Origin of the sequence: Paracraurococcus lichenis (assembly GCF_030657435.1) — a bacterium.
In the GTDB taxonomy this organism is placed as follows: Bacteria; Pseudomonadota; Alphaproteobacteria; order Acetobacterales; family Acetobacteraceae; genus Paracraurococcus; species Paracraurococcus lichenis.
Map to the genome: position 1 here is coordinate 218,118 of NZ_JAUTWS010000005.1, position 25,755 is coordinate 243,872.

Here is a 25,755-nt window from a genome sequence, read left to right on the forward strand (position 1 = left end):
GGTCTTCACCGCTTCCTCACGATTGCCGCCCATCCTTGCCAACCCTACCGATGGAGGCGGGCTTGGCAGAGGGCGGAACCGCGGGGCAGGAGGGGATCTGCGCGCAATGCCCGGCGCGGGTGGCGGCGGACCCGCTGACCGGCCTCGCCGACCGGCGGCAGTTCCGCGACCGCCTGGCCGAGGCGCTGGCCGGGCATGCCGCCGAGGGGCCGGGCGTCCTGCTGATCGACCTCGACCGCTTCAAGGCGGTGAACGACGCGCTCGGACATCCCGCGGGGGATGCGCTGCTGCAGGCGGCAGGGCGACGGCTGCGCTCGGCCCTCCGGCCCGGCGATGTCGCGGCGCGCCTCGGCGGCGACGAGTTCGCGGTGCTGCTCGCCCCGCCCACGGCGCGGGAGGCGGTCGCCGGCGTTGCGGACCGGCTGGTCGAGCTGCTGGCCCGCCCCTATGTCGTCCGCGGCCAGGTGGCGATGGTCGGCGCCAGCATCGGCGCGGCGCTCGCGCCGGCGGACGGCACCGATCCGGACACGCTGATGTCGCGCGCCGACCTCGCCCTCTATCAGTCGAAGGGCCAGGGCCGCGGCCGCTGCAGCTTCTTCGTCCCCGAATTGCAGGCGCGGGCGGAGGCGCGGCGGGCGCTCGAGCTCGGGCTGCGCGCCGCCCTGCCGCGCGGCGAATTCGCCCTGCACTACCAGCCGCAGCTCGACCTCGGGACCCGCCGCCTCGCGGGGTTCGAGGCGCTGCTGCGCTGGCACCGGCCGGGGGCCGGCCTGGTCCCGCCGGGGGCCTTCATCCCGCTGGCCGAGGAAATCGGGCTGATCGGCCCGATCGGCGACTGGGTGCTGGGCGAGGCGACGCGGGAGGCCGCGGGCTGGCCGGCGCCGCTGCGCGTCGCGGTGAACGTCGCGCCGCAGCAGTTCCAGGACGGCAGGCTGGTCGGGACGGTGCAGGCGGCGCTCGCCTCCGCCGGCCTGGCCGGGGCGCGGCTGGAGCTCGAGGTGACGGAGAGCGCGCTGCTCGAGGATGGCGGCTGGGGCACCATGGGGCAGTTGCAGGCGCTGAAGGCGCTCGGCGTGCGCATCTCGCTCGACGATTTCGGCACCGGCTATTCCTCGCTTTCGCAGCTCCGCAGCTTCCCCTTCGACCGTGTGAAGATCGACCGCAGCTTCGCCGACGACGCGGCGGTGGTGCGGGCCGTCGCGGCGCTCGGCGCCAGCCTCGGCATGCGCACGACGGCGGAGGGGGTGGAGACGGCGGCGCAGCTCGAGCGCATCCGCGCCGAGGGCTGCACGGAGGCGCAGGGCTACCTGCTCGGCCGTCCCGCGCCGGCCGCCGACCTGCCGGAGATCATCGGCCGCCTCGGCGCGCCGCCCACGTCCGGCATGGGAGAGGCCGCATGAGGGAGACCGGCCTGTTGCGCGGCGCGCTCCGGCGCAGGGCGCCGGCCTGATCGGCCGGCGGTCAGCTCATCCAATTGCCGCCGTCGATGTTGTAGGTCTGGGCGACGATGTAGTCGGCATCAGCGCTGGCGAGGAAGGCGGCGAGGCCGCCGATCTCCTCCGGCCGCGCCATCCGGCCGAAGGGCACCGCAGCGCCGACGCGGCGCTTCTTCTCGCCGGGCGGCAGGTTCTCGTAGCGCGCGAAGCGCCTGTCCACGTCGTCCCAGTGCTCGTTGTCCACCACGCCCGGCGCGATGGCATTGACGTTGATGCCGTGCCGGATGAGGTCGAGGCCCGCGCTCTGCGTCAGGCTGATGACCGCGGCCTTGGAGGCGCAGTAGACGGCGACCAGCGCCTCCCCCCGCCGCCCGGCCTGGGAGGCAAAGTTGATGATCTTCCCGCCCTGCCCCTGCGCGATCATCTGCTTCGCCGCGGCCTGCAGGGTGAAGAGCAGCCCCTCCACGTTCACCGCGAAGACGCGTTGGTAGCTCTCCCGCGTGATGTCGACGATCGGCGCGAGGTCGAAAATGCCGGCATTGTTGACCAGGATGTCGAGCCGGCCGAAGGCGGCGACCGTGCCGGCGATGGCGGCGTCGATGCTCTCCTGGCGGGTGACGTCGAGTTGGATGGCCTGCGCGCCCTCCCCGATGGCGGCCGCGGCCTCCTCGGCGCCGGCCTCGTTGAGGTCGCCGATCATCACCCGCGCGCCCTCCCGCACATAGCGCTCGGCAACGGCGCGGCCGATGCCGCGCGCCGCGCCGGTGATCAGGGCCGACTTGCCGGCGAGCATCATGCGGTGGTCTCCCCAGAGGACGAAACCTTGGACAGGGCGTGGTAGAGCCCGCGCCAGCGCGGCAGGCGCGCGGCATAGGCGGCGGCGAGGGCGGGGTCGGGTTCGACCGTCTCCGCCCGGGCCGGGGGCGTGCAGACCGCCGCGGCGGCCTCGCCGGTGACGGCCAGCCGCGCCAGGCGCGCCGCGCCGAAGGCGCCGCCGAACTCGCCCGCGGCGAGGCGGTGCAGCGGGATGCCGAGCGCCGCGGCGAGGATCGCCACCCAGTCGCGGGACCGGGCGCCGCCGCCGATCACCGTCGCCTCCCGCAGCGCGGTGCCGGAGGCGGCGAGGGCATCGGCGCAGTCGCGCAGGGAGAAGGCGACGCCCTCCAGCACCGCCTGGGTCAGCGCGGCACGCCCGGCCTCGTGCGACAGGCCGGCGAAGGCGCCGCGGATGGCGGCGTCGTTGTGCGGCGTCCGCTCACCCGACAGGTAGGGAAGGAAGAGCGCCAGGCTGGGTTCGCGCAGGGGCGGCAGTTCCTGCAGCAGCGCGGCCTCCGGCAGGCCGGCGACGCCCGCCCACCAGGCCAGCGAGGCAGCGGCCGAGAGCGTGACGCCCATCTGGTGCCAGGTGCCGGGCAAGGCATGGCAGAAGGCGTGCACCGCCCCCTGCGGCCAGGGGCGGTAGCGGTCGGTGGTGGCGAAGACCACGCCGGAGGTGCCGAGCGAGACGAAGGCGTCGCCGGCGCGGATGGCGCCGAGCCCGACCGCGCCCGCCGCATTGTCGCCGGCGCCGCCGGCCAGCAGCGGCGGCGCGGCGAAGCCCCACTCCGCCGCCAGCGCCGCGCGCATCCGGCCGGCGGGCGCGCTGCCCTCCACCAGCCGCGGCATGGCGGCGCGCGACAGGCCGGTCGCCGCCAGCAGCGCCTCCGACCAGTCGCGCTGTCCGACATCCAGCCAGAGGGTGCCGGAGGCGTCCGACATCTCCTCCACCCGCTCGCCCGTCATGCGCTGCGCGACCCAGGATTTGGGCAGCAGGACATGGCGCGTGCGGGCGAAGATTTCGGGCTCGTGCCGCCGCACCCAGAGCAGCTTCGGCGCGGTGAAGCCGGGCATGGCGAGGTTGCCGGCGATGGCGTGCAGGTCCGGCACCGCGGCCTCCAGCGCGCGGCATTCCGTCATGCTGCGGGTGTCGTTCCAGAGGATGCAGGGCCGCAGCACCGTGTCGTGCTCGTCCAGCAGCACCGCGCCATGCATCTGGCCGGAGAGGCCGATGCCCCGCACCGCCGCCCAGTCCGCCGGCCGCGCCGCGCGCAGCGCCGCGACGCAGTCGAGCACGGCCTGCCACCAGGATTCCGGGTCCTGCTCGCTCCAGCCGGGATGCGGGCGGGAGACGGCGAGCGGCGCCGCGGCCTCGGCCAGCACGCGCTGATCGCCATCCACCAGCAGCGCCTTGACCGCCGAGGTGCCGAGATCGAAGCCGAGGAACATGCGCCCTCCCTCTGCTGCCCGCCTAAGCAAACCCCTCGGGGTTTGCGCTGCAACAAAACCCTGAGCAGGCTTTCGCTGCAAAGGGTTGGGCTGCACGAAGTGTGGCCCAACCCGCGAAAGTCTGCTTAGGGCGCGCTCAGCCGAGCGCCGCCGCGACCTCCGCCGCGCGCGGCAGGTCGGCGCCGCGGCGCGTGCAGGTGATGGCGGCCGCGGCGCCGGCATAGCGCAGCACGTCCCGCAGGGTGTCGGCATCGAGCGCGGCAATGCCCTCCCGCGTCAGCCGCCCGTGGTGGCGCAGGCGGGCGAGCAGCGCGGCATGGAAGGTGTCGCCGGCGCCGACCGTGTCGGCGACCGCGACCGGGCGGCCCGCCTCCTCGAAGGTGCCGCAGGCATGGAAGGCGGTGGCGCCCGCGCCGCCGCGCGTCAGCACCACCAGGCCGACGCCCGCGGCGCGCCAGCGCGCGGCATGCGCCGCCGGATCGGCCCCGGCGCCATAGGCGGCCTCGAGGTCCTCCTCGCTCAGCTTGACGATGGCGGCGGTGGCGACGAAGCGGTCGAAGCGCGCCCGCCAGCGGGTGAGGTCGCCCGCCAGCACCGGGCGGAGATTGGGGTCGAGGCTGACCACGCGCCGCGCCCCCTCGCGCTCGGCCAGCGCCAGCAGCGCGCTGCCGATCGGCTCGACCGCGAGGACATAGGAGCCAAGCGCGATCGCTTCCACATCAGGGCCGAGCGCCGGCGGCAGGTCGGCCGCGCTCAGGTCGCGCTCGGCGCAGTCCTGGGCGTGGAAGGTGTAGTGCGGGTGCCCGTCGGGCCCGGGCGAGACGACGACCAGCGGCGTCGGCTTCGGGCTGCGCCGGGCGAGCGCGGTGTCGACGCCCTCCGCCGCCAGCCGCCCCGCCAGGAAATCCCCGAACCCGTCCTGCGAGAGCCCGCCGAGGAAGCCCGCCGGCACGCCGAGCCGCGCCAGCCCGACCGCGAGGTTGAAGGGCGAGCCGCCGGCGGCGGCCAGCGCGGGCAGCGTCGCGCCAGCGGCGGGCCCCTGGACGAAGAGGTCGATCAGCGCCTCGCCGCAGACCAGGATCATCGGCGTCAGGCCGCCAGCGGATGCCGCCCCAGCGCCGGCAGGGCCTGGCCCTCGGCGTCGAAGACGTGGCAGGCCGCGGCATCGGCCGTGAGGCGGATGGGCGCATGCGCCGGGGTGGGGTCGCTGCCCTCGATCTGCACGATGGCCGCCTCGCCGCCCGCGAGCGTGACGTGCAGCAGCGTCAGGCCGCCGAGGCGCTCGACCAGCCGCACCTCCCCGGCGAAGGCGCCGGCCGGGTCGGGCCGCAGCGCCTCCGGCCGAATGCCGAGCGTGACCTCCGCCCCCGGCCGCGCCGTGCCGGCAGCGGGCACCGTCAGCCGCGCGCCCGCCGCCTCCACCGTCACCCCGCCGCCATCGGCGCCCTGCACGCGCGCCTTGAGGAAGTTCATGCGCGGCGAGCCGATGAAGCCGGCGACGAAGAGGTTGGCGGGGTGGTGGTAGAGCTCGAGCGGCGAGCCCACCTGCTCCACCTTGCCCGCCTGCAGCACGACGATCTTGTCGGCGAGCGTCATCGCCTCGACCTGGTCGTGGGTGACGTAGATCATGGTGGCCTGCAGGTCCTCGTGCAGCCGCGCCAGCTCGATCCGCATCTGGCCGCGCAGCGCCGCATCGAGGTTCGAGAGCGGCTCGTCGAAGAGGAAGATGCGCGGGTTGCGCACGATGGCCCGGCCAATCGCGACGCGCTGGCGCTGGCCGCCCGAGAGCTCCTTCGGCCTTCGGTCGAGATAGGGCTCGAGCTGCAGGATGCGCGCGGCCTCGGCGACCTTGCGCTCCCGCTCCGGCTTGGCCACGCCTGCCATGCGCAGCGCGAAGGCCATGTTCTGCCGCACCGTCATGTGCGGGTAGAGCGCATAGGACTGGAACACCATGGCGAGGCCGCGATCGGCCGGCCCCACCTCGTTCACCCGCTGGCCGTCGATCAGCAGGTCGCCCGAGGAGATCTCCTCCAGCCCCGCAATCATGCGCAGCAGGGTCGATTTGCCGCAGCCGGAGGGGCCGACGAAGACGACGAACTCGCGGTCCGCCACATCGAGGTCGACGCCCTTGATGACCTCATGCGCCAGGTAGCTCTTGCGGATGTTGCGGAGCTGGAGCGTGGCCATGGCAGTCCCCTTATTTCACGGCGCCGAAGGTCAGCCCGCGGACGAGCTGGCGCTGGCTGAGCCAGCCGAAGACCAGGATGGGCGCGACCGCGATGGTGGAGGCGGCGGAGAGCTTCGCGAAGAACAGCCCCTGCGGCGAGGAGAAGGAGGCGATGAAGGCGGGCAGCGGCGCCGCCTCCGACGACGTGAGGTTCAGGCTCCAGAAGGCCTCGTTCCAGCAGAGGATGAGGGAGAGCAGGCCGGTGGAGGCGATGCCGGGCACCGAGAGCGGCAGCAGCAGGTGCCAGAACTCCGACCCGGTGCGGGCGCCGTCCATGCGGCCGGCCTCCAGGATCTCCCCCGGCACCTCCTTGAAGAAGGTGAAGAGCATCCAGACCACGATGGGCAGGTTCATCAGCGCATAGATGACGACGAGGCCGCTGCGGGTGTCGAGGATGCCGAGGGTGCGGAAGAGCAGGTAGATCGGCACCAGCACGCCGACCGGCGGCAGCATCTTGGTCGACAGCATCCAGAGCAGCGTCGAGCGCGTGCGCTCCGTCGGGTGGAAGGCCATGGCATAGGCGGCCGGGATGGCGAAGGCGAGGGCGAGCACCGTCCCGCCCACCGAGATGACGACGCTGTTGAGCGCGAAATGCAGGTAGTCCGCGCGCTGCTGCACCTCCGCATAGCTCTCGAGCGTCGGGGTGAAGAGGATCTGCGGCGGGGTGGCGATGGCCGCGACCTCGGACTTGAAGCTGGTCAGCACCATCCAGAGGATGGGGAAGAAGAGCAGCAGCGCCACGCCCCAGCCGAGGACCGTGGTCAGCAGCATCTGCCGGGCGGATGAGCGCATGGGCTAGACCTCCAGCCGCCGGGCGATGGAGCGGACGAGGAAGAAGGCGACGATGTTGGCGAGCAGGATCGCCACCACGCCGCCGGCCGAGCCGCCGCCGACATCGAATTGCAGCAGCGCCCGGGCATAGATCAGGAAGGCGAGGTTGGTCGTGGCATTGCCGGGGCCGCCGGAGGTGGTGACGAAGATCTCGGCGAAGACGGTCAGCAGGAAGATGGTCTCGATCATCACCACGACGCTGATGGCGCGGCCGAGATGCGGCAGGGTGATGAAGAGGAACTGCGCCACCGGCCCGGCGCCGTCCATCCGCGCGGCCTCCTTCTGCTCGTGGTCCAGCGACTGCACCGCGGTCAGCAGGATCAGCAGGGCGAAGGGCAGCCACTGCCAGGCGACGATGACGATGATGGCAAACAGCGGGTATTCGGCGAACCAGTCCACCGGCTCCATGCCGACCGCGCGCGCGAGGGACCCCAGCACCCCGTAGATCGGGTGCATCATCAGGTTCTTCCAGACCAGCGCGCTGACCGTCGGCATGACGAAGAAGGGCGAGATGGCCAGCACCCGGGCGATGCCGCGCCCGGGGAAGGGCTGGTCGAAGAGCACCGCCAGGAGCGTGCCGAAGCCGACCGTGATGACCAGCACCGATCCCACCAGGATCAGCGTATTGGTCAGCGAGACCCAGAAATCCGGGTCGGTCACCAGGAACTCGTAGTTCTCGAGCCCGGCGAAGCCCGAGACCTCCGGGTTCAGCAGGTTGTAGCGCTGGACCGAGAACCACAGCGTCATGACCAGCGGCACGATCATCCACAGCAGCAGCACGCCGACCGAGGGCGCGAGCAGCGGGAAGGCGCCGCGGCGCCGGGCCTCGGGCGCCGTCGCGGCGACGCCGCTGCCCGGCCGGAGGGCGGAGGAGGACATGCCCATCCCCTCCGACGTCCTACTTCGGGTAGCCGGCCTGCCGCATGGTCCGCTCGGTCGCCGATTCGGCGGTACGCAGCGCCTGCTCCACCGCCGTGCCGGTCAGCGTTGAGGCGATGGTCTGCCCGACCTGGGTGCCCAGCCCCTGGAATTCCGGGATGGCGACGAATTGCGCGCCGGTATAGGGGCGCGGGTTGCGGGTCTGCGCGCTCGGGTTCGCGCTCATAATCGCCTTCTGCACGAAGCCGGCGAAGGGCGCGACCTTCTGGTAGTCCGGGCTGTCATAGGTGGATTGCCGCGTGCCCGGCGGCACCGCCACCCAGCCATTCTCCTGCGCGACGAGCTTCACATAGTCCTTCGACGTCGCCCACAACACGAACTTCCGCGCGGCATCCTGCTGCTTGGAAGTCGCGGGGATCGCCAGGTTCCAGCTCCAGAGCCAGGTCGGGCCGCCGGTGAACTCGCCGGTCGGCATGGGCGCGAAGCCGACCTTGTCCGCCACCTGCGACTGCTTGGTGTCGTAGAGCAGGCCGGCCGCGACGCTGGCATCGATCCAGATGCCGCAGCGGCCGCCGGCGAAGAGCGCGAGGTTCTCGTTGAAGCCGTTGGAGGTGGCGCCGGGCGGGCCGTAGTCGCGGAGCGAGGTGCTGTACCAGGTGACGGCGTTGCGCCAGGCCGGCGTGTCGAGCTGCGGCTTCCACTGCGCGTCGAACCACTGGCCGCCGAAGGCTGTCACCAGCGGCGTGACGAAGGCCATGTTCTCGCCCCAGCCCGGCTTGCCGCGGAGGCAGAGGCCATAGGTCTGGTTCGCCTTGTCGGTGATCTTCGCCGCGATGTCGCGGATCTGCGCATAGGTCGGCTCGGCCGGCATGGTGATGCCGGCCTTCTGCAGCAGGTCCGTGCGGTAATAGGTCATCGCGCTCTCGGCATAGAAGGGCAGCGCGTAGAGCTTGCCGTCATGGCTGATGCCGGTGCGGACGGGGGCGAGGATGTCGTTGGCGTCGTAGGCGGCGGGGAGGTTGTCGAAGGGCGCCAGCCAGCCCTGCTTGGCCCAGATCGGCACCTCGTAATTGCCGATCGTCAGGATGTCGAATTGCCCGGCCTTGGTGGCGATGTCGGTGGTCAGCCGCTGCCGCAGGACGTTCTCCTCCAGCACCACCCAGCGCAGCTTCACGTCGGGGTTCTGCTGCTCGAAGCGGCTTGAGAGCCGCTGCATGACCACCATGTCGCCGTTGTTGACGGTGGCGATGGTGACCGTGGCCTGGGCCAGGGCGCGGCCGCCCGGCAACAGCGCGACGGCGAAGGCAGCGAAGAGCGCGGCGAGGCGACGCCTGGACATCGATCGGTTCCTCCCCTGTGCCGGCGCCCTGGCGGAGCCGACTCGGTTGCGATACTCCGCCTCTTATCAACGCGACAGTCGCGAGCCCGTCAAGCACAGCGACCGCCCGGACCGACTCTCCGCGCTAACGATTGCCGGCGGAATGCGTTGCATGCCGAACGGCTGGCCTCCCGGTGCAACCCGCGGGAGGTCTGGCTAGAACCCCGCCTCGCGTGCCGCGCGCCGCAGCGTCTCCAGGCTCCCCACGGCGTAGAGCGAGCCGAGCCAGTGCCCGACCGCCGCAGCCAGCCGTGTGTCGTCGGCCAGCTCGCCGAAGAGCGGGCGGATGCCGAGCAGCGGCGCCGGGTCCGGCCCGCCCTCGATCGCCTTTTCCCGCAGCAGCGCGGCGAGTGGATGCTTCACCTCGATGGGCGCGCCCTGCTCGTCCTCCCCGCGCACCCGGCGGAACCAGGCGGCCAGCGCCAGGGCCAGCAGCCCGACATCCCCGCCCATGCGCAGCCGGTCGCGGATCGGGTCCACCAGCACGTTGATCGGCGCGTCGGTGTTCACCCGCTCCACCGTGTCCCTGATGGCGGTATTGGCGAAGCGCTCGATCAGGGTGCGCTTGTAGTCCGCGAGGTCGATGCCGGGCACCGGCGGCAAGGTCGGCCCGGTCTCGCGGTCCATCAGCGCCGCCATGTAGGCGCGGAAGAGCGGGTCGGCCATGGTCTCGTCGATGGTGACATGGCCCGCGAGACGCCCGAGCCCGGCGATGGCGAGGTGGCTGGCATTCAGCAGCCGCAGCTTCATGAACTCGTAGGGCGCGACATCGGCGACGAATTGCGCGCCCACCTCCTCCCATGCCGGGCGGCCCTGGGGGAAGCGGTCCTCGATCACCCATTGCCGGAAGGTCTCGGCGAAGACCGGCCAGCGGTCGGCGATGCCATGCCGCGCGCGGAGTTCCTCGACCTGCCCGGGCTGCGTCACGGGCGTGATGCGGTCCACCATGGTATTGGGGAAGGCGACCTCGGCGCGGATCCAGGCGGCGAGCGCCGGGTCGCGTGCCTCGGCCAGGTCCAGCACGGCCTGGCGCAGCACCTCGCCATTGTGCTGGATGTTGTCGCAGGTCAGCGCGGTGAAGGGCGGCAGGCCGGCGGCGCGGCGGCGGCGGAAGCCCTCGACCAGGATGCCGATGGCGCTGCGCGGCGCCTCGGGCGTCGCCAGGTCCTGCCGGATGGCGGGATGCTCCGGGTCGAGCCGCTTGGTCGCGCGATTGAGGCAATAGCCGTTCTCGGTGACCGTCAGGCTGACGATGCGGATCGCCGGGTCCTGCATGGCCGCGAGCAGCGTGGCGGAGGACTCGCCCGCGAAGAGCACGCCGGCGAGCGCGCCGATGACGGTGACGGTCTCCGCCTCGCCGCTGCGCTCGACCAGCGTGTAGAGGCCGTCCTGCGGCGCCAGCGCCTGTTCCATGGCGCGGTCGCCCGGCAGCAGCCCGGCGCCCAGGATGCCCCAGCGCAGCGCATCCGGCCGGCGCTCCATCAGGTCATGGGTGTAGCGGGCCATGTGCGCGCGGTGGAAGCCGCCGAGGCCGAGATGGACGATGCCGGGCGCGACGGCGGCGGGGTCGTAGGCCGGCACCTGCACCGAGGCAGGCAGGGCGGCCAGGGTGCGGCGGTTCAGCTCGATGGCGGTCACGGCGCTGGCTCCGGAATGGCGGCCGCGACCTAGCGCGGCGCCGCCGGTAGACGCCATGCCGGCAGCGATCCGTAGCGCGGAATTTTTTTCAGCACGGCACGGAAATGCCCATCGCGCCAGACCGGCAGGGCGCGATGACCGATGCGATCGTGCCTATCGGCGCGCCAAGCGGGTCGCCGGCGCTTGTTCCGCCGCCTCGCCGCGCAGCAGGTCGGGCCTGCCGCGGCGGCCCCCGGCAGTTCCGGGATGGGCCGGGGGAGGCGTCGCGGCGCGGCCGCCGCGGCCGCGCCGCCGGCGTCACTGCGCCGCCTGCGCCAGGTCGGGATCCGGGGCGCGCGGCTCGGCCGGGCGCTCGACCAGCACCATGGGCTGCGGGCGCGGGATCATGATGCCCAGTTCGTCAAAGCGCTGCTTGATCCGCCGGTTGAACTCCCGCGCCACCGGCCAGCGCGCCGCCGGCTCGGTCTTCACCCGGGCGCGGATCGCCACCCCGTTGTCGGCCAGCTTCTCCACGCCCCAGACATCAATGTCGTCGCGGATCAGCGGCTTCCACTTGGCCTCGCCGCGGATCTCGGCGCCGATCTCCTTCAGCGCCGCCACCACGCGATCGGTGTCCTCGGAATAAGCCACCGTCACGTCCAGCACCGCAAAGCTGAAATCGCGGGTCATGTTGGTCACCGTCGTCACCGCGCTGAAGGGCACGATGTGCACGCTGCCATCCGTCGCCCGCAGCTTGATGGAGCGGATCGAGAGGTGCTCGACCACGCCCGAGAGGCCGCCGAGCTGCACCACGTCGCCGACCGCGACCGCATCCTCGAGCAGCAGGAAGACGCCGGTGATGACGTCCCGCACCAGCGTCTGGGAGCCGAAGCCGATGGCCAGGCCGACCACGCCGGCGCCGGCCAGCAGGGGCGCGACGTTGATGCCGAGCTGGGCGAGGGCGTTCAGCACCACGAAGACCAGGATCACCACGCCGAGGACGGTGCGCAGCATCGGCAGCAGGGTGCGCACGCGGGCGCTGCGCGCCGCCTGGCTGTCGCGCGACAGCCGGTGCAGCCGCCGCTGGATGGCGGAATTCGCCGCCTCCCACACCACCAGCGCCATCACCAGCGTCACGCCGATGGAGGCGAAGGTGTCGAGCAGCCGGCGGCCGAGCGTCCCCGGCTCGAACCAGGCGAGGCTGTTGAAGCCCCAGACCTCCAGCAGCAGCACGACAGAGGCGCCGCCGAGCAGGGCGGAGACCAGGGTCTTCAGCAGTGGCACGTATTGCGCCGCACGGACGGCGAGGCCCGGGAAGCGCTTCGCCATCTCCGGCCCCGGATGCAGCACGCGGTCCATGGACCAGGCGATGCCCTCGTCCAGCGCCTTGGCGAGGCCGACGATCAGCACCGTCAGCACCGTCCCGACCGCCAGCCGGTGCAGGCCGTTCTCCAGCGCCAGCGCCCAGACCGCCCAGGCGACGATCAGCCAGAGGATGACGAGGACGTGCCAGATATCGGCAAGCTGGTCGCGGGCGCTGCGCAGCAGGTGGCGGGTGCCGGTCGCTTCCTCGCCGGCCGGCAGCGGGTCGGCGCGGAGCAGGGCGGCCACCGCCTCCCGCTGCTGCAGCACGATGCGGGCGAGCAGCAGGGAGATGACCAACAGGGTCAGGTTGATGATGGCGTCATAGGCCGACCAGGGCAGGCCGAGCAGCAGCCCGGCCTCGGCCAGGGTATAGCCGCCGAGGCCGACCAGCATCAGCCGCCGCAGCCAGCGGATGCCCCAGACGGCGGCGGCATTGCCGCAGGGGATCAGCCGCAGGTGGTCGGAGGCGGGGGAGAGCAGCATGCGCGCGACGGCGAAGGCGATGCGGGCGCCCATATAGGTATGCGCCATCATCAGCCCGACCAGCCGCGTGGTCGGCAGCGGCTGCATCAGGCCGAAGAGGCCATAGACCGCGAGGCCGAAGGCGGCGATCGGCAGCAGGTCCACCAGCAGCCGCCCCAGCACCAGCGGCGCCCGCTTCAGCCAGGCCCAGGGCGTGTCGTCCGCCTCCAGCGCCATGGTGTCCAGCCAGCGCCGTGGCCGGGTGACGACGCGCACCATCAGCCATTCCGCGCAGAGGCCGAGCGCGGTCAGCACCAGCAGCTTCCAGGCGGCATCCAGCAGCCGGGTGCGGGAGACCGGGTCGCGGACCAGGTCCTCCGCGGCGTCCCAGAGCGCCGGGAGGTCGGCCATGGAGCGGATGCCGTCCAGCGCCTCCTCCGCCACCGCCCTGACACGGCCGGAGAGGCCGGCGAGGATCTGCGCGCCGACGGTATTGGGGGCGATCAGCGGGTCGGGCGCGGCGGGGGGCGTGGCCGGGGCCGCGCCAGGCGCTGCCCCTTGGGCTCCCCCTTGGGCCGCCGGGGCGGGGGCCGGGGCCGCGGCGGGCGGCGGGGTCGCCTCCGCTTCCGACCCCTCCGCCGCCGGGGCATTGGTCGGGGCGGGGCTCGCTGCCGCCGGGGCCGGCGGCGGGCCGGCCGGCTGCACCGCGGCGGGGGCCGGCGCGGCCCGGCCGGCGGCGGGTTGCGGCGCGGCATGGGGTGGCGCGCTCCGGCTGGCGGCGGCCAGCGCCTCCAGCGTGCGGAGGAATTCCGCCCGCCGCGCGTCGTCCCGCAGCAGCGCGGCGGCCCGTTCGAGGTCGGCGCTGGTCAGCCCGGCCGGCTGCGCGATCGCCGGCCGGCCGCCCGGCCCCGGCAGCAGGAGCAGGCCGAGGAGGAGGATGCGGAGAAGTCTCATGCGGCGGGGAGCAAGCCCATGGGGCCGGCCGGGTCAAGGATTCCCTGCCGGACATGCGGCCAGGGGCGGAACAAATCGGCGTCGCGGCCGGGCATTGCGGTTTCCCCGCGCTCCTCTAGATGGTCTCCATGACGACCCTCCTCACGATCCTCGTCGGCATCGGCATGCTCGCCACCGTGGGCGTCCTGCTGGCCGGCATGCTCGGCATCACCAGGTCGGACGGCACCGGGACGCGGTCCAACACCCTGATGCGATGGCGCGTGGTGCTGCAGGGGGTGACGCTCGCCCTCTTCGCCCTGCTGCTGTTGCTCAGCCGACACTGAGCCGGCCGTTTTGACAGCCCGCGCCGGCCCGCCCTATTTTGCCGCGGGTTTGCGCGGGGCGGACCACCGCGCCGCCGGGTGCGGCGGCGGCCTGGGTGCCGGAGACCAACTCCCGGCCGGCTGCCGGCCCGCGGGATGCAGCAACAACACTGGGAAACGGCAGAGGCGATGAAGCTCCTCGTCCCCGTCAAGCGGGTGGTCGACTACAACGTGAAGGTCCGCGTCAAGGCGGACGGCACCGGCGTCGAGACCGCGAACGTCAAGATGTCGATGAACCCCTTCGACGAGATCGCGGTCGAGGAAGCGGTGCGGCTGAAGGAGAAGGGGGTGGCGACCGAGATCGTCGCCGTCTCCGCCGGCCCCACCGCCTGCCAGGAGCAGATCCGCACCGCGCTCGCCATGGGCGCCGACCGCGGCATCCTGATCGAGCATGACGGCGTGCTCGAGCCGCTGGCCGTCGCCAAGCTGCTGAAGGCAGTGGTCGAGAAGGAGAGCCCCGAGCTCGTCATCCTCGGCAAGCAGGCGATCGACGACGACATGAACGCCACCGGCCAGATGCTGGCGGCGCTGCTCGGCTGGCCGCAGGGGACCTACATCTCGAAGGTCGAGGCGGCCGATAGCGGCCTCAAGATCACCCGGGAGGTGGATGGCGGCCTCGAGACGCTGCAGCTCCGGCTGCCGGCGATCGTGACGACCGACCTCCGGCTGAACGAGCCGCGCTACGCCTCGCTGCCCAACATCATGAAGGCACGCAAGAAGCCGATCGCGACCATGAAGCCGGCCGATCTCGGCGTGGACGTGACGCCGCGCCTGACGGTGGTGAAGGTCGAGGAGCCGGCGAAGCGGCAGGCCGGCAAGAAGGTCGGCTCGGTGGCCGAGCTGGTGGACAAGCTGCGCAACGAAGCGAAGGTGATCTGAGCATGGCGGTCCTGGTTCTGGTCGACCACGACGGGTCGGCCGTGACGCAGCCGACGCGCAGCACGGTGGCGGCGGCGCAGAAGCTCGGCGAGGTGCATGCGCTGGTCCTCGGCGCCGAGGCGGCGGCGCAGGCCGCGGCGAAGCTGCCGGGCGTGGCCAAGGTGCTGCACTCCGCCGCGGCGCAGTACGCGAATGGCCTGGCGGAGCCGATCGCGGCCCTGCTGGTTGCGCTCGCGCCGAACTATTCCCACCTGCTCGCCCCGGCCTCGGCCGCGGGCAAGAACGTGATGCCGCGCGCTGCGGCCCTGCTCGACGTGCAGGTGCTCTCCGATATCGCCGGCGTGGTGGATGCCGATACCTTCGTCCGGCCGATCTATGCCGGCAATGCGCTGGCCACCGTGAAGTCGGCCGATGCGAAGAAGGTCATCACCGTCCGCGCCGCCAGCTTCGACCCGGTGGCTGCCGAGGGCGGCAGCGCCGCCATCGAGGCCGCGCCGGAGGTGGCCGATCCCGGCCTGTCGCAGTTCCTCGGCGCCGAGATCGTCAAGAGCGAGCGGCCGGAACTGACGGCGGCGCGCATCGTCATCTCGGGCGGCCGCGCCATGGGCTCGGCCGACAATTTCCACATCATCGAGAGCGTGGCGGACAAGCTCGGCGCCGCCGTCGGCGCCTCCCGCGCCGCGGTCGATGCCGGCTATGCGCCGAACGACCACCAGGTCGGCCAGACCGGCAAGATCGTGGCGCCGGAGCTCTACATCGCCGTCGGCATCTCGGGCGCCATCCAGCACCTGGCCGGCATGAAGGACAGCAAGGTGATCGTCGCCATCAACAAGGACGAGGAGGCACCGATCTTCTCGGTGGCCGATTACGGCCTGGTCGGCGACCTGTTCAAGGTGATGCCGGAATTCGAGGCCGAGCTCGGCAAGAAGTAAGGCGATGCGCTGACGAGAAGGCCGCCCGACGCTCCGCGTCCGGCGGCCTTTTCCATATGGAGTGGACGAGATGGCAGAGGTGCAGAAACTCGGCGTCATCGGCGCCGGCCTGATGGGCAACGGCATCGCGCATGTGGCGGCGCTGGCCGGCATTCCGGTCGCGCTGGTGGATGTGAACCCGGCGGCGCTCGAGAAGGCGCTGGGCACCATCGGCAAGAACCTGGAACGGCAGGCCAGCAAGGGGACGATCCCTGCGGCTGCGAAGGCGGAGGCGCTCGGCCGGATCAGGGCCGGCACCGACTATGCCGCCTTCGCCGAGTGCGACCTGGTGATCGAGGCCGCGACCGAGAACGAGGAGATCAAGAAGAAGATCTTTGCGAGCCTCATCCCGAACCTCCGGGCGGATGCGCTGATCGCCTCCAACACCTCCTCCATCCCCATCACCCGCCTCGCCGCCGCGACGGACCGCCCCGCGCGGTTCGTCGGCATGCACTTCTTCAACCCCGTGCCGATGATGAAGCTGGTCGAGGTCATCCGCGGCCTGGCGACCGATGATGCGACGGTGGCGACCGTGACCGCGCTGGCGCAGAGGATGGGCAAGGAGGTGGTGGCCGCGGCCGACTACCCCGCCTTCGTCGTCAACCGCATCCTCTGCCCCATGCTGAATGAGGCGATCTTCGCGCTCATGGAGGGCGTGGGCGATGTGCGGGCCATCGATGCGGGGATGAAGCTCGGCGCCAACCACCCGATGGGGCCGCTCGAGCTTTCCGACTTCGTCGGGCTCGATACGCTCTATTCCGTGCTGAAGGTGCTGCACGAGGGGCTGGGCGACCCGAAATACCGGCCCTGCCCGCTGCTGGCGAAGTATGTCGAGGCGGGATGGCTCGGCCGGAAGAGCGGCAAGGGGTTCTACGACTACAGCACGAACCCGCCGACGCCGACGCGCTGAGCGCCTACGGGAGGAACAGGGCGGCGAGGTCGCGCCGCCCGTCCACCACGGCGACAACCTCCACGCGCCCGACAGGGACGCCTTCCCGGTCGGGCAGGATGGCGTAGAGGACCAGCACGGTCCCGATGACCAGCACCCGCGCATCCGCGGCGATGTCGGGCCGCGCAGGGCCGAGGCGCGGGAAGCGGCGCAGCGCCTGCATCCGCCGGTGGATGCCCAGCACCACCCGGTCGGCCGCGTCCGGATTCCCCTCCGCGATGAAACGCCAGAGGTCGCGCAGATCCTGCTCCGCGCGCGGCGTGAGGAAGAGGTCAGCCACCTCCGGCGTGCCGGCGGCGCTCCTCGGCGATCAGCGTCTCGATATCGACCTCTTGCGGCGGGCCGCTGGCGCGGCCTTCCTCCCAGCGCGTCCGCAATCGTTCCGCGACCCGCTCCGGGGGAATGGCGTGCTCGGCGTCCGGCCGCATCGGGCCACATGACGGCGCCGCGTGGCGAGTGACCCACGCCTCGAAGGTCTCGTCCTGCTCCTGCAGCGCCTCCAGCCCGGCCCGCACCACATCCTCGGCCGAGGCGAAGGCGCCTGACGACACCCGCGCCTCGACATAGTTGGCGAGGTCGGACGGCAGGACGACCGAACGTTCATGACCAGGCATCGAGGCACCTCGCACGGGCCCCAGCGGGGCGGGCGGATCATGCCAGATCTGCCTGCCCTGGCGGAAGCGCCGCGCTCAGCCCGCCTTCTTGGTGAAATCCACCTTGTCGTTCGCCCCGGGATGCGGCGGCTCGCCGGTCGTCACAGCCTTGAGGTAGCCATAGGCATGCACCAGCGTGCTCGACGGGCTGTCCCAGTACTCCGCGCCCTCGCAGGTCACCTTCAGCAGCGCCACCGAGGAATCCTCCGGACCGCCCGGGAACCAGACCCGGAGCGGCTCCGACCACAGCTTCTTCTGCTGCGCCACGTCCCGCACCAGTTCCGCCGTGCCGTAGATCGAGACGTAGTTCTGGCTGCGCGGGTCGGAATAGGCCAGCAGGCAGCGCTCGTCCTCGGCGACCTCGCCGGTCTTCGGGCTGCCGGCCGGGGTGAAGAACCACAGCACACCGTCGAACTCCTTCTGGGAGGCGCGCATGGGCCGGCCGCGGAAGCGGCCCTCGTCGTCCATCGTGACCATCATGGCGATGTCCACGTCCTTGATCATCTCCCAGACCTTGCGCTTGGCCTCGGCGTCGCTGCGGGTTTCGACCATGCCCTCGCTCTCCTGTCCGTGGGGTTCGCGGGTGCAACGGCCGGGCGCCGGGGCGGTTTCCGGCCCCGGGAAGCAGCTATGCTTGCCCCTCCCGTGCCGCGGCGGTAACCCCTGGCCAGCCGAGGAGAATGCCCCATGCCGCATCCGCGCCCCGTCATGCTCGTCATCCTCGACGGCTGGGGCTGGCGCGAGGACCCGGCGGACAATGCCGTGCGCCAGGCCCGCACCCCGAATTTCGATGCCCTCTGGGGGGCCGGGCCGCGCGCCTTCCTGCATACCTCCGGCCATGACGTCGGCCTGCCGGACGGGCAGATGGGCAATTCCGAGGTCGGGCACCTCAACCTCGGTGCCGGGCGCGTGGTCATGCAGGACCTGCCGCGGATCGATGCGACCGTCGCGGACGGCTCCATCGCCTCGCTGCCGGCACTGACGGAGCTTGTGGGCAAGCTCAAGGCCTCCGGCGGCACCTGCCACCTGATGGGCCTGCTCTCCCCGGGCGGGGTGCACAGCCACCAGAAGCATGCGGCGGCGCTGGCCAGGGCGCTCTCGGCTGCCGGCGTGCCCGTCGCCATTCACTGCTTCACGGATGGCCGCGACACCCCGCCGCGCGCCGCGCCGGACTACCTGCGCACCCTGCTCGACGACATCGGCGGCTTCGCCGGCGTCCGCGTGGCCACCGTCACCGGCCGCTACTACGCCATGGACCGCGACAATCGGTGGGAGCGCGTTTCCCAGGCCTACGACGTCATGGTCTCGGCCGCTGGCGCCCGCGCTGCCGATCCCGTCGCGGCGGTGGAGGCCGCGCATGCCAGGGACGTGACGGACGAGTTCGTCCCGGCCACCGCCATCGGCGACTATGCGGGCATGCAGGACGGCGACGGCATCCTCTGCTTCAATTTCCGCGCCGATCGCGTCAGGGAGATCCTCTCGGCCCTGCTCGACCCGGACTTCAAGGGCTTCGCGCGGCAGAGGACGGTCCGCTTCGCCGGCGCCGCCGGCATGGCGGAATACTCGACGGCGCTGAACAGCTTCCTCGGCACGCTCTTCCCGGCGCAGGACCTGAAGGACATCCTGGGCGAGGTCGTGGCCCGCGCCGGCCGCACCCAGCTCCGCATGGCGGAGACCGAGAAATACCCGCACGTCACCTACTTCCTGAACGGCGGCGAGGAGCGGCCCTATCCCGGCGAGGACCGCATCATGGTCCCCTCCCCCAAGGTCGCCACATACGACCTGCAGCCGGAGATGTCGGCGCCCGAGCTGACCGACAAGGCCGTCGCGGCGATCGACTCCGGCAAGTACGACCTGATCGTGCTGAACTTCGCCAACCCCGACATGGTCGGCCATACCGGCAGCCTGCCGGCGGCGATCAAGGCGGTGGAGACGGTGGATACCGGCCTCGGCCGGATCGCGGCGGCGGTGCAGGCGCAGGGCGGCGCCCTGCTGGTCACGGCCGACCACGGCAATTGCGAGATGATGCGCGATCCCCTCACCGGCGGGCCGCATACGGCGCATACCACCAACCCGGTGCCGGTCTTCCTGGTGGGCGCGCCGACCGGCGCGGGGCTGCAGGACGGGCGGCTGGCCGATGTGGCGCCGACCCTGCTCAGGTTGATGGGCCTGCCGCAGCCCGCGGCGATGACCGGAAAGCCGCTTGTGGATTGAGACCCTTCGAGAGGGGCCCTGCCCCCCTCGAACTCCCCCCGCCAGGCCGAAGCTCGGCCTGGACCGCCCTGAGTCGGCAGGTTCCGCCGGCGAACCCAGGCCGGTCCAGGGGTCGCTCGACCCCTGGCGGGGGGATCCGGGAACCCATCGAAGGCGCCAGCGCCTTCGATGGGGCCCGATAAGGGGGGCAGCGCCCCCCTTGATGGCGGCTTTCTTGTGCTTCACCGCCCTCGCCCAGCCGCCCACCCCTCAGTCCGTCGAGGCCGCCCAGCGCGCCGCCGCCGCCCAGCGCGAGGCCGCCGAGGCCGCTGCCCGCGCCAGCGCCGCCGCCGTCGCCGAGGAGCGCCGCCTCGCCGAGCGCCGGGTGGAGTCCGCCCGTCGCGCCCAGGCCGCCGAGCAGCGCCTGGCCCAGGCCGAGGAGCGCGCCCGCGCCGCCGGCACCGCCGCCGCCTCGGCCGAGACGCAGCTCCGCCAGCAGGCCGAGGCGCTCGCCCCCGCCATCCCGGTCATGCTCCGCCTCGCCCTCTGGCCGGCGGAATCCCTGCTCGCCGCGCCCGGCCCGGCCGAGGACTCGCTGCGCGGCCTGCTCGTGCTGCAGGGCCTGTCCCGCAGCATGGCGGCGGAGGCCGCGAGGCTCCGCGGCGCCGGCGCCGAGGCGGCCCGCCGCGCCGCGACGGCGGCGGAGGAGGCCACCGAGCTCCGCGCTGCCCAGGCCGCCGCCCGCGCGGCCGCGCAGGAGGTCGAGGAGGACCTGGCCGAGGCCCGCCGCCGCCGCGCCGGCGCCCGCGATGCCGAGGCCGAGGCGGCCCGCCGCGCCGAGGACCTCGCCGCCCGCGCCACCGACCTCGAGGGCGCCCTCGCCCGGCTGCGGCGGGAGGAGGCGCGGCAGGAGGCCGAGCGCCGCGCCCGCGAGGCGGCCGGCCGCCAGGAGGCCGCCCGCGCCCGGACGCAGGAGGCCACCGCCCGCCAGGCCGATCCCGACCTGCCCGCGCCGCGCGGCGGCCGCGCCATGCCGGTGGCCGGCCAGGCGGTGCGGGAATTCGGCAGCGCCGGCGAAGGCGGGCCGGCCCGCGGCCTCACGCTCTCGGCCCTGCCGGGCGCGCGGGTGGTCAGCCCCTGCGCCGGCCGGGTCGTCTTCGGTTCATCTTTCCGCAGCTATGGCCTGCTGTTGATTGTGGACTGCGGCGACGGCTACCATTTTGTGCTGGCCGGGCTCGACCGCCTGGATGCCGCCCCGGGGCAGCGCCTGCTGGCCGGGGAGCCGGTCGGGCAGCTCGGCGAAAGGCCGTCCGGGGATGGCCGCGGCCGGGCGAATCTCTACCTCGAGTTGCGCCGCAACGGGCAGCCCGTGGATCCTCGGAATTGGTTTGCCGCCCGGGGATGAGGCGGCCAGGATCACCGCTACACTCCCATTCGCGGCCGGGCAGGCCGCACCACAAGGACATAGGTTGGCCGCATGAAGCGCAGGGTTCGGTCAGTGGCGGCGGTTGCAGGGGCCTTCGCGGCCGGGGTCGTGGTCGGACCCATGGTGGCCGCCTGGGCGCAGGATGGCGGCAGGGCCGATACCTACCGCCTGCTCAACCTGTTCGGCGATGTCTTCGAACGCGTCCGCGCGGAATATGTCGAGCCGATCAATGACCGCGACGCCATCGAGAATGCCATCAACGGCATGCTCACCGGCCTCGACCCGCACAGTTCCTACCTGAACCAGCGCTCCTACCGGGACATGCAGGTGCAGACGCGCGGCGAGTTCGGCGGCCTCGGCATCGAGGTCACGCAGGAAGGCGGCTACATCAAGGTCATCTCGCCGATCGACGACACGCCCGCCGCCCGCGCCGGCGTGAAGGCCGGCGACCTCATCACCAACCTCAACGGCAACTCCGTCCAGGGCCTCTCCCTGCAGGAGGCCGTGGAGCAGATGCGCGGCGAGCGCGGCACAGCCATCAAGATCACGATCCGCCGCGAGGGCGCCGACCGGCCGATCGAGCTGTCGCTGACGCGCGAGGTCATCCGCCCGCAGGTCGTGCGCTTCCGCATGGAAGGCAACGACATCGGCTATGTCCGCCTGACCTCCTTCAACGAGCAGACCGATGTCGGCCTGCGCAAGGCGCTGCAGACGCTGCGCCAGCAAGCCGGGCCGAACGGGCTGCGCGGCGTCGTGCTCGACCTGCGCAACAACCCGGGCGGGCTGCTGGACCAGGCGGTGCAGGTCTCGGACGATTTCCTCGAGCAGGGCGAGATCGTCAGCACCCGCGCCCGCCGCGCCGAGGATGCGCAGCGCTGGAACGCCAAGCCGGGCGACATCGCCGCCGGCCTGCCGGTCGTCGTGCTGGTCAATGGCGGCTCCGCCTCGGCCAGCGAGATCGTGGCCGGCGCGCTGCAGGACCATCGCCGGGCGATCGTCCTCGGCACCAAGTCCTTCGGCAAGGGCAGCGTGCAGACCGTGATGCCCATCCCGGGCAATGGCGCCATCCGGCTGACCACCGCGCGCTACTACACGCCCTCCGGCCGCTCCATCCAGGCGACGGGCATCGAGCCCGACATCGAGGTGCTGGCGCAGCGGCAGGAAGCGACGGCCAATATCCCGCGCGAGCGCGAGGCCGATCTCCGCCGCGCGCTCCGCAACGAGGGCGGGGTGCAGCAGCCGGCCGGCGCCGCCATCCCGAAGCTCGAGCTGCCGGCCGGCATCGCCGAGAAGGTGACGCGGCTGCCGCCGGAGGGCACGCCCTCCTTCGACCCGACCAAGCCAGAGACCGACTTCCAGCTGCAGCAGGCGGTCGGCCTGCTGCGCAACCTGGCGGCGGCGCAGACGCCCTCGCGCCGCGCCGCGGTCCGCTAGGCCGCGACTGCCCGCGGCAACCATTTGGCGTAGGCTTCGGCGGCAGGATCGGCCGGGGCGCCGTCACCCGGACTGGACAGGGCGACGGCGCCCCGGCTTGATGTCACCGGAGCAGAGCCGGGCCCCCGGGCCCGGGTCCCCATGGGCAGGCTCGCCCGGGACCCGGCTTCCCGCCGCCGGCGATCTGGTCCGGGGCGGATCCTGGGCGGAGGACGACGGAGCGTGCCGGTTCGGATGGGCTTGCCGCGGCTGGGCCTCGGCGGCTGGCGTGGCCTCGGGGCCTTCTGGGCCGTGGTGCTGGCGGCCACCGCCGGCGGCGCGGGGGTGCTCGGCTGGCTCGGGCCCCTGCCGCCGCCCCCAGGTGCGCCGCCCCCAGGCGCGGCACCGGTCGCGGAGGCGCCCATGCCCGGCGCGGGGGCCGAGGCCAGCGCCGCCCCGGCCGCGACGCCCGAGCCGTCGCCGGTCCAGGTGGTCGCGCTGCAAACCCCCGCCCGGCCCGCGCGGCCCGGCCCGATCGCCGAGCCGGCGCTGCTGGAGAACGGTCCGAACGGTCCCCTGCCGCGCATCGGGCCGGATGGCCGCACCTCCATCCGCGCCTATGGCCGCGCCTTCGACCGGCAGGACCCGCGGCCGCGGCTCGGCCTCGTCATCGGCGGGCTCGGGATGAACGCGGCGGTGACCGAGGAAGCGATCGGGCGGCTGCCCGGCGCCATCGGCCTCGCCTTCAGCCCCTATGCGCCGCGGCCGGAGCGGCTGCTGGAACAGGCGCGCGGCAAGGGCATGGAGGTGCTGGTCGCGCTGCCGCTGGAGCCGACCGGCTATCCCCTGAACAACCCGGGCGATCGGGCGCTGCTGACCGGCCTCTCGCCTTCCGAGAATGGCGAGCGGCTGCTCTGGGCGCTGTCGCGCTTCCCCGGCTATGTCGGGGCGATCGGCGCGCTCGGCCCCATGCGCGGCGAGCGTTTCGCCCAGTTGCAGGAGAGCCTGGGCGCGCTGCAGGCGACGCTGCAGGCGCGCGGGCTGCTCTACCTCGATCCGCGGCCGGGGGCGGTGAAGGCGCCGCTCCGCGCCTGGGGCCGCGGCATCGACCTGGTGGTGGACGAGCCGGCGACGCGCAGCGAGATCGAGCGCAAGCTGGCCGCGCTGGAGGCGCTGGCGAAGGAGCACGGCGCGGCGCTGGGCTATGCCGGCGAGGCCTCCCCGGTGCTGGTGGACCGCGTCGCGGCCTGGGCCGGCAGCGTCGAGGCACGCGGGCTGGTGCTGGCGCCGGTGACGGCGCTGATCCGCCGGCCGGAGCAGGAGGGCGCGCGCGGGCGCTGAGGCGCCGGCGGCCCCGATCAAACCCGCTCAACACGCCTCAATGGCCGGCAAAATTCCTCAATTCCGCTGAGTCCGATCCGGCCCTTTCGTGCCGGAGGCCAGGAATTCCGTGGGTTCCTGGCGATCGGGTTTTAGAATTGAGGAATTTAGTCGCATGGGCGGGCCTGCGATGAAAGACCGCACCGTGCGACGGCGCCCGGCCGGACGGGGTGGCGAGGGCACAGATCGGGTATTGTGATTATAATCCTATAGACCCACCCGCCGGCCGGGTCAAGCCTGGCGGGCGCCCGGTCGCGGCCGGCGGCGATCTCCGGTAAGGGAGGCTCGCCCCGGAGACCCTGGCCATGGACCTGCCCTATCGCCCCTGCGTCGGCGCCGTGCTGTTCAACCGCGACGGGCTGGTCCTGGTCGCCCGCCGCGCCGACCTGCCGAATGCCGAGGGTGCGCCGGGCGGCTGGCAGCTCCCGCAGGGCGGGATTGATGCCGGGGAGGATCCGGCGATCGCCGTCTTCCGCGAACTGGAGGAGGAGATCGGCACGGCGAGCGCCGAGATCCTCGCCGAGCATCCGGACTGGCTGCATTACGACCTGCCGCCGGCGCTGCTGGGCAAGGCGCTGGGGGGCCGGTACCGGGGCCAGACGCAGCGCTGGTTCGCCCTGCGCTTCACCGGGGAGGATGCGGATATCCGCCTCGACCTCGACCCGCATCCGGAATTCGACGCCTGGCGCTGGGCGCGGCTGGAGGAATTGCCGGGGCTAGCGGTGGGGTTCAAGCGGGCGATCTATGAGGTGCTGGCGCGGGATTTCGCGCGGTTCGCCAAGCCGTAGGGGGAGGGTGCCGGGGCACGGCAGGCCTCCTGGGCAGGGCTACCGCTGGATGGGAGGGTCAGCAGACATTCCTCTTGACGCTGCATGGGGGTGGCGACAGTGTCGCGGGACATGCCCGGGAACCGGACCCTTTTCGACCGACGCCGACGCTGCTGCACCCCTGCGGCGGCTTTTCGGGCTGCGCGTCGATCGGCGTCCTTGCGCGTGGTGACGGCCTAGTCCCAGGTCCCACCCGCCGGAGCGGCCCCGGCCCGCCTTCCTGAACCCCCGCAGCCCCCGGCTCCGGGGGTTTTCTTTTGCCCGAACCCCGGAAGGACACCACCATGAGCATTCGCGTCGGCATCGTCGGAATCAGCGGTTTTGGCGGCGGCGAGGCGATGCGCCTGGTCGCCGGCCACCCCTCCTTCGAACTCGTCTATGCCGCGGGCGAGGGCAGCGCCGGCAGCCGCCTGGCCGACCGCTTCCCCGGCGTGCCGGCCCGGCTGGCCGGGCTGGTGATCGAGAAGTGGGACCCGGCGAGCCTGCCGAAGCTCGACCTGCTCTTCGCCTCGCTGCCCACCGGCGCCTCGGCCGAGGCGCTGGCGCGCGTGCCGGCGGAGGTGAAGGTCGTCGATATCGGCGGCGACCACCGCTATGCCGAGGGCTGGGCCTATGGCCTGGCCGATGTCTGGCCCGACCGGATCGAGGGCCAGTCCCGCATCGCCAACCCCGGCTGCTTCCCCGCGGCGGTGCTGACCGCGCTGGCGCCGCTGCTGGCCGGCGGGCTGGTCGAGCCCGGCAACATCGTCATCGACGCCAAGACCGGCATCTCCGGTGCCGGACGGGGCGGCGCCGACAGCAGGTTCGGCTATGCCGAGAGCAACGAGAACCTGGTGCCCTATGGCCTGCTTCGGCACACCCACATGCCCGAGATGGCACGGACGATCGAGCACCTGAGCGGTGGCAGCGCGGCCGGGCTGGTCTTCACGCCGCACCTGGTGCCGATGACCCGCGGCGTGCTCGCCACGATCTACTGCCGCGGCCGCGCCACCACGGGCGAGTGCCTGGAGGCGGCGCGGCGCTTCTATGCCGGGCGGGCCTTCGTCCGCGTGACCGACGCGCCGCCGCAGACCAAATGGGCGACCGGCTCGAACCTCGCCTTCGTCAGCTATGCGGCCGATCCGGCGCGCGACCTGGTGATCGCGATGGGCGTGGTCGACAATCTCGGCAAGGGCGCGGCCGGGCAGGCGGTGCAGAATGCCAACCTGATCTGCGGCCTGCCGGAAACCGCGGGGCTGGACGGCGCACCCGTCTGGCCGTGATGCGGCAGGGCTCCGGGCAGCCCTTC

General features: G+C 72.7%; 23 protein-coding genes. 11 read left to right on the top strand and 12 right to left on the bottom strand.

The features are described 5' to 3' along the window. Positions 1-62 precede the first annotated feature (62 nt). Positions 63-1,400, top strand: coding sequence for a putative bifunctional diguanylate cyclase/phosphodiesterase (locus Q7A36_RS07400; protein ID WP_305103027.1), 1,338 nt, complete (start codon positions 63-65; stop codon positions 1,398-1,400). 61 nt (positions 1,401-1,461) lie between these two features. On the opposite strand, the gene Q7A36_RS07405 is transcribed toward Q7A36_RS07400, so the two are convergent. The 9 genes from Q7A36_RS07405 to Q7A36_RS07445 all read right to left on the bottom strand — a co-directional run bounded on the left by Q7A36_RS07405 (position 1,462) and on the right by Q7A36_RS07445 (position 13,414). Then, a complete protein-coding gene (locus Q7A36_RS07405; RefSeq protein WP_305103028.1) occupies positions 1,462-2,232 on the bottom strand; it encodes an L-iditol 2-dehydrogenase in 771 nt (256 codons plus the stop codon). Beyond that, on the bottom strand, positions 2,229-3,701 hold the full coding sequence (gene xylB, locus Q7A36_RS07410) for a xylulokinase (protein ID WP_305103029.1): 1,473 nt from the start codon (positions 3,699-3,701) through the stop codon (positions 2,229-2,231). Before xylB ends, Q7A36_RS07405 begins: the two co-directional genes overlap by 4 nt. Positions 3,702-3,837: 136 nt before the next feature. After that, positions 3,838-4,785, bottom strand: a complete 948-nt coding sequence (locus Q7A36_RS07415) for a carbohydrate kinase family protein (RefSeq protein ID WP_305103030.1) — start codon at positions 4,783-4,785, stop codon at positions 3,838-3,840. 5 nt (positions 4,786-4,790) lie between these two features. After that, positions 4,791-5,888 carry an ABC transporter ATP-binding protein gene (locus Q7A36_RS07420; RefSeq protein WP_305103031.1) on the bottom strand — a complete coding sequence of 366 codons (1,098 nt, stop codon included), beginning with the start codon at positions 5,886-5,888 and terminating at the stop codon, positions 4,791-4,793. A gap of 10 nt (positions 5,889-5,898) precedes the next feature. Then, positions 5,899-6,720, bottom strand: coding sequence for a carbohydrate ABC transporter permease (locus Q7A36_RS07425; protein WP_305103032.1), 822 nt, complete (start codon positions 6,718-6,720; stop codon positions 5,899-5,901). A gap of 3 nt (positions 6,721-6,723) precedes the next feature. Continuing rightward, positions 6,724-7,638, bottom strand: a complete 915-nt coding sequence (locus Q7A36_RS07430) for a carbohydrate ABC transporter permease (RefSeq protein WP_305103033.1) — start codon at positions 7,636-7,638, stop codon at positions 6,724-6,726. 19 nt (positions 7,639-7,657) lie between these two features. Further along, the gene (locus tag Q7A36_RS07435) at positions 7,658-8,977 is read right to left on the bottom strand and encodes an ABC transporter substrate-binding protein (protein ID WP_305103034.1); all 1,320 of its coding nucleotides are present in this window, start codon (positions 8,975-8,977) and stop codon (positions 7,658-7,660) included. A gap of 195 nt (positions 8,978-9,172) precedes the next feature. Beyond that, positions 9,173-10,654, bottom strand: a complete 1,482-nt coding sequence (locus Q7A36_RS07440) for a mannitol dehydrogenase family protein (protein WP_305103035.1) — start codon at positions 10,652-10,654, stop codon at positions 9,173-9,175. 297 nt (positions 10,655-10,951) lie between these two features. Then, the gene (locus Q7A36_RS07445; protein ID WP_305103036.1) at positions 10,952-13,414 is read right to left on the bottom strand and encodes a mechanosensitive ion channel domain-containing protein; all 2,463 of its coding nucleotides are present in this window, start codon (positions 13,412-13,414) and stop codon (positions 10,952-10,954) included. Between the two features lie 128 nt (positions 13,415-13,542). Between Q7A36_RS07445 and Q7A36_RS07450 the strand changes: the two genes are divergently transcribed. From Q7A36_RS07450 to Q7A36_RS07465, 4 genes are all read left to right on the top strand, one after another. Further along, positions 13,543-13,737 (top strand): twin transmembrane helix small protein, encoded by a 195-nt coding sequence (locus tag Q7A36_RS07450; RefSeq protein WP_305103037.1) that lies wholly within the window; start codon positions 13,543-13,545, stop codon positions 13,735-13,737. Positions 13,738-13,905: 168 nt separating this feature from the next. Then, entirely contained in the window at positions 13,906-14,655 is a 750-nt protein-coding gene (locus Q7A36_RS07455; protein ID WP_305103038.1) for an electron transfer flavoprotein subunit beta/FixA family protein, read from the top strand. Between the two features lie 2 nt (positions 14,656-14,657). Continuing rightward, positions 14,658-15,587 carry an electron transfer flavoprotein subunit alpha/FixB family protein gene (locus tag Q7A36_RS07460; RefSeq protein WP_305103039.1) on the top strand — a complete coding sequence of 310 codons (930 nt, stop codon included), beginning with the start codon at positions 14,658-14,660 and terminating at the stop codon, positions 15,585-15,587. A gap of 70 nt (positions 15,588-15,657) precedes the next feature. Further along, positions 15,658-16,536, top strand: a complete 879-nt coding sequence (locus Q7A36_RS07465; RefSeq protein ID WP_305103040.1) for a 3-hydroxybutyryl-CoA dehydrogenase — start codon at positions 15,658-15,660, stop codon at positions 16,534-16,536. Between the two features lie 4 nt (positions 16,537-16,540). Here the strand turns inward: Q7A36_RS07465 and Q7A36_RS07470 are convergent, their stop codons facing one another. The 3 genes from Q7A36_RS07470 to Q7A36_RS07480 form a co-directional block, all read right to left on the bottom strand. Continuing rightward, on the bottom strand, positions 16,541-16,855 hold the full coding sequence (locus tag Q7A36_RS07470; protein WP_305103041.1) for a type II toxin-antitoxin system RelE/ParE family toxin: 315 nt from the start codon (positions 16,853-16,855) through the stop codon (positions 16,541-16,543). Next, positions 16,848-17,189: a ribbon-helix-helix domain-containing protein gene (locus Q7A36_RS07475; RefSeq protein ID WP_305103042.1), complete on the bottom strand. Its 342-nt coding sequence runs from the start codon at positions 17,187-17,189 to the stop codon at positions 16,848-16,850. Before Q7A36_RS07475 ends, Q7A36_RS07470 begins: the two co-directional genes overlap by 8 nt. A gap of 75 nt (positions 17,190-17,264) precedes the next feature. Next, positions 17,265-17,780 carry a pyridoxamine 5'-phosphate oxidase family protein gene (locus Q7A36_RS07480; RefSeq protein WP_305103043.1) on the bottom strand — a complete coding sequence of 172 codons (516 nt, stop codon included), beginning with the start codon at positions 17,778-17,780 and terminating at the stop codon, positions 17,265-17,267. 135 nt (positions 17,781-17,915) lie between these two features. On the opposite strand from Q7A36_RS07480, the gene gpmI reads away from it, so the two are divergent. From gpmI to argC, 6 genes are all read left to right on the top strand, one after another. After that, positions 17,916-19,442 carry a 2,3-bisphosphoglycerate-independent phosphoglycerate mutase gene (gene gpmI, locus Q7A36_RS07485; protein ID WP_305103044.1) on the top strand — a complete coding sequence of 509 codons (1,527 nt, stop codon included), beginning with the start codon at positions 17,916-17,918 and terminating at the stop codon, positions 19,440-19,442. Between the two features lie 202 nt (positions 19,443-19,644). After that, positions 19,645-20,826 carry a murein hydrolase activator EnvC family protein gene (locus Q7A36_RS07490; RefSeq protein WP_305103045.1) on the top strand — a complete coding sequence of 394 codons (1,182 nt, stop codon included), beginning with the start codon at positions 19,645-19,647 and terminating at the stop codon, positions 20,824-20,826. Between the two features lie 72 nt (positions 20,827-20,898). Continuing rightward, a complete protein-coding gene (locus tag Q7A36_RS07495) occupies positions 20,899-22,281 on the top strand; it encodes a S41 family peptidase (RefSeq protein ID WP_305103046.1) in 1,383 nt (460 codons plus the stop codon). A 222-nt stretch (positions 22,282-22,503) separates the two neighbouring features. Beyond that, positions 22,504-23,601: a divergent polysaccharide deacetylase family protein gene (locus Q7A36_RS07500; protein WP_305103047.1), complete on the top strand. Its 1,098-nt coding sequence runs from the start codon at positions 22,504-22,506 to the stop codon at positions 23,599-23,601. Between the two features lie 344 nt (positions 23,602-23,945). After that, entirely contained in the window at positions 23,946-24,428 is a 483-nt protein-coding gene (locus tag Q7A36_RS07505; RefSeq protein WP_305103048.1) for an RNA pyrophosphohydrolase, read from the top strand. A 323-nt stretch (positions 24,429-24,751) separates the two neighbouring features. Further along, positions 24,752-25,729 carry an N-acetyl-gamma-glutamyl-phosphate reductase gene (argC, locus tag Q7A36_RS07510; protein ID WP_305103049.1) on the top strand — a complete coding sequence of 326 codons (978 nt, stop codon included), beginning with the start codon at positions 24,752-24,754 and terminating at the stop codon, positions 25,727-25,729. Positions 25,730-25,755: the final 26 nt, after the last annotated feature.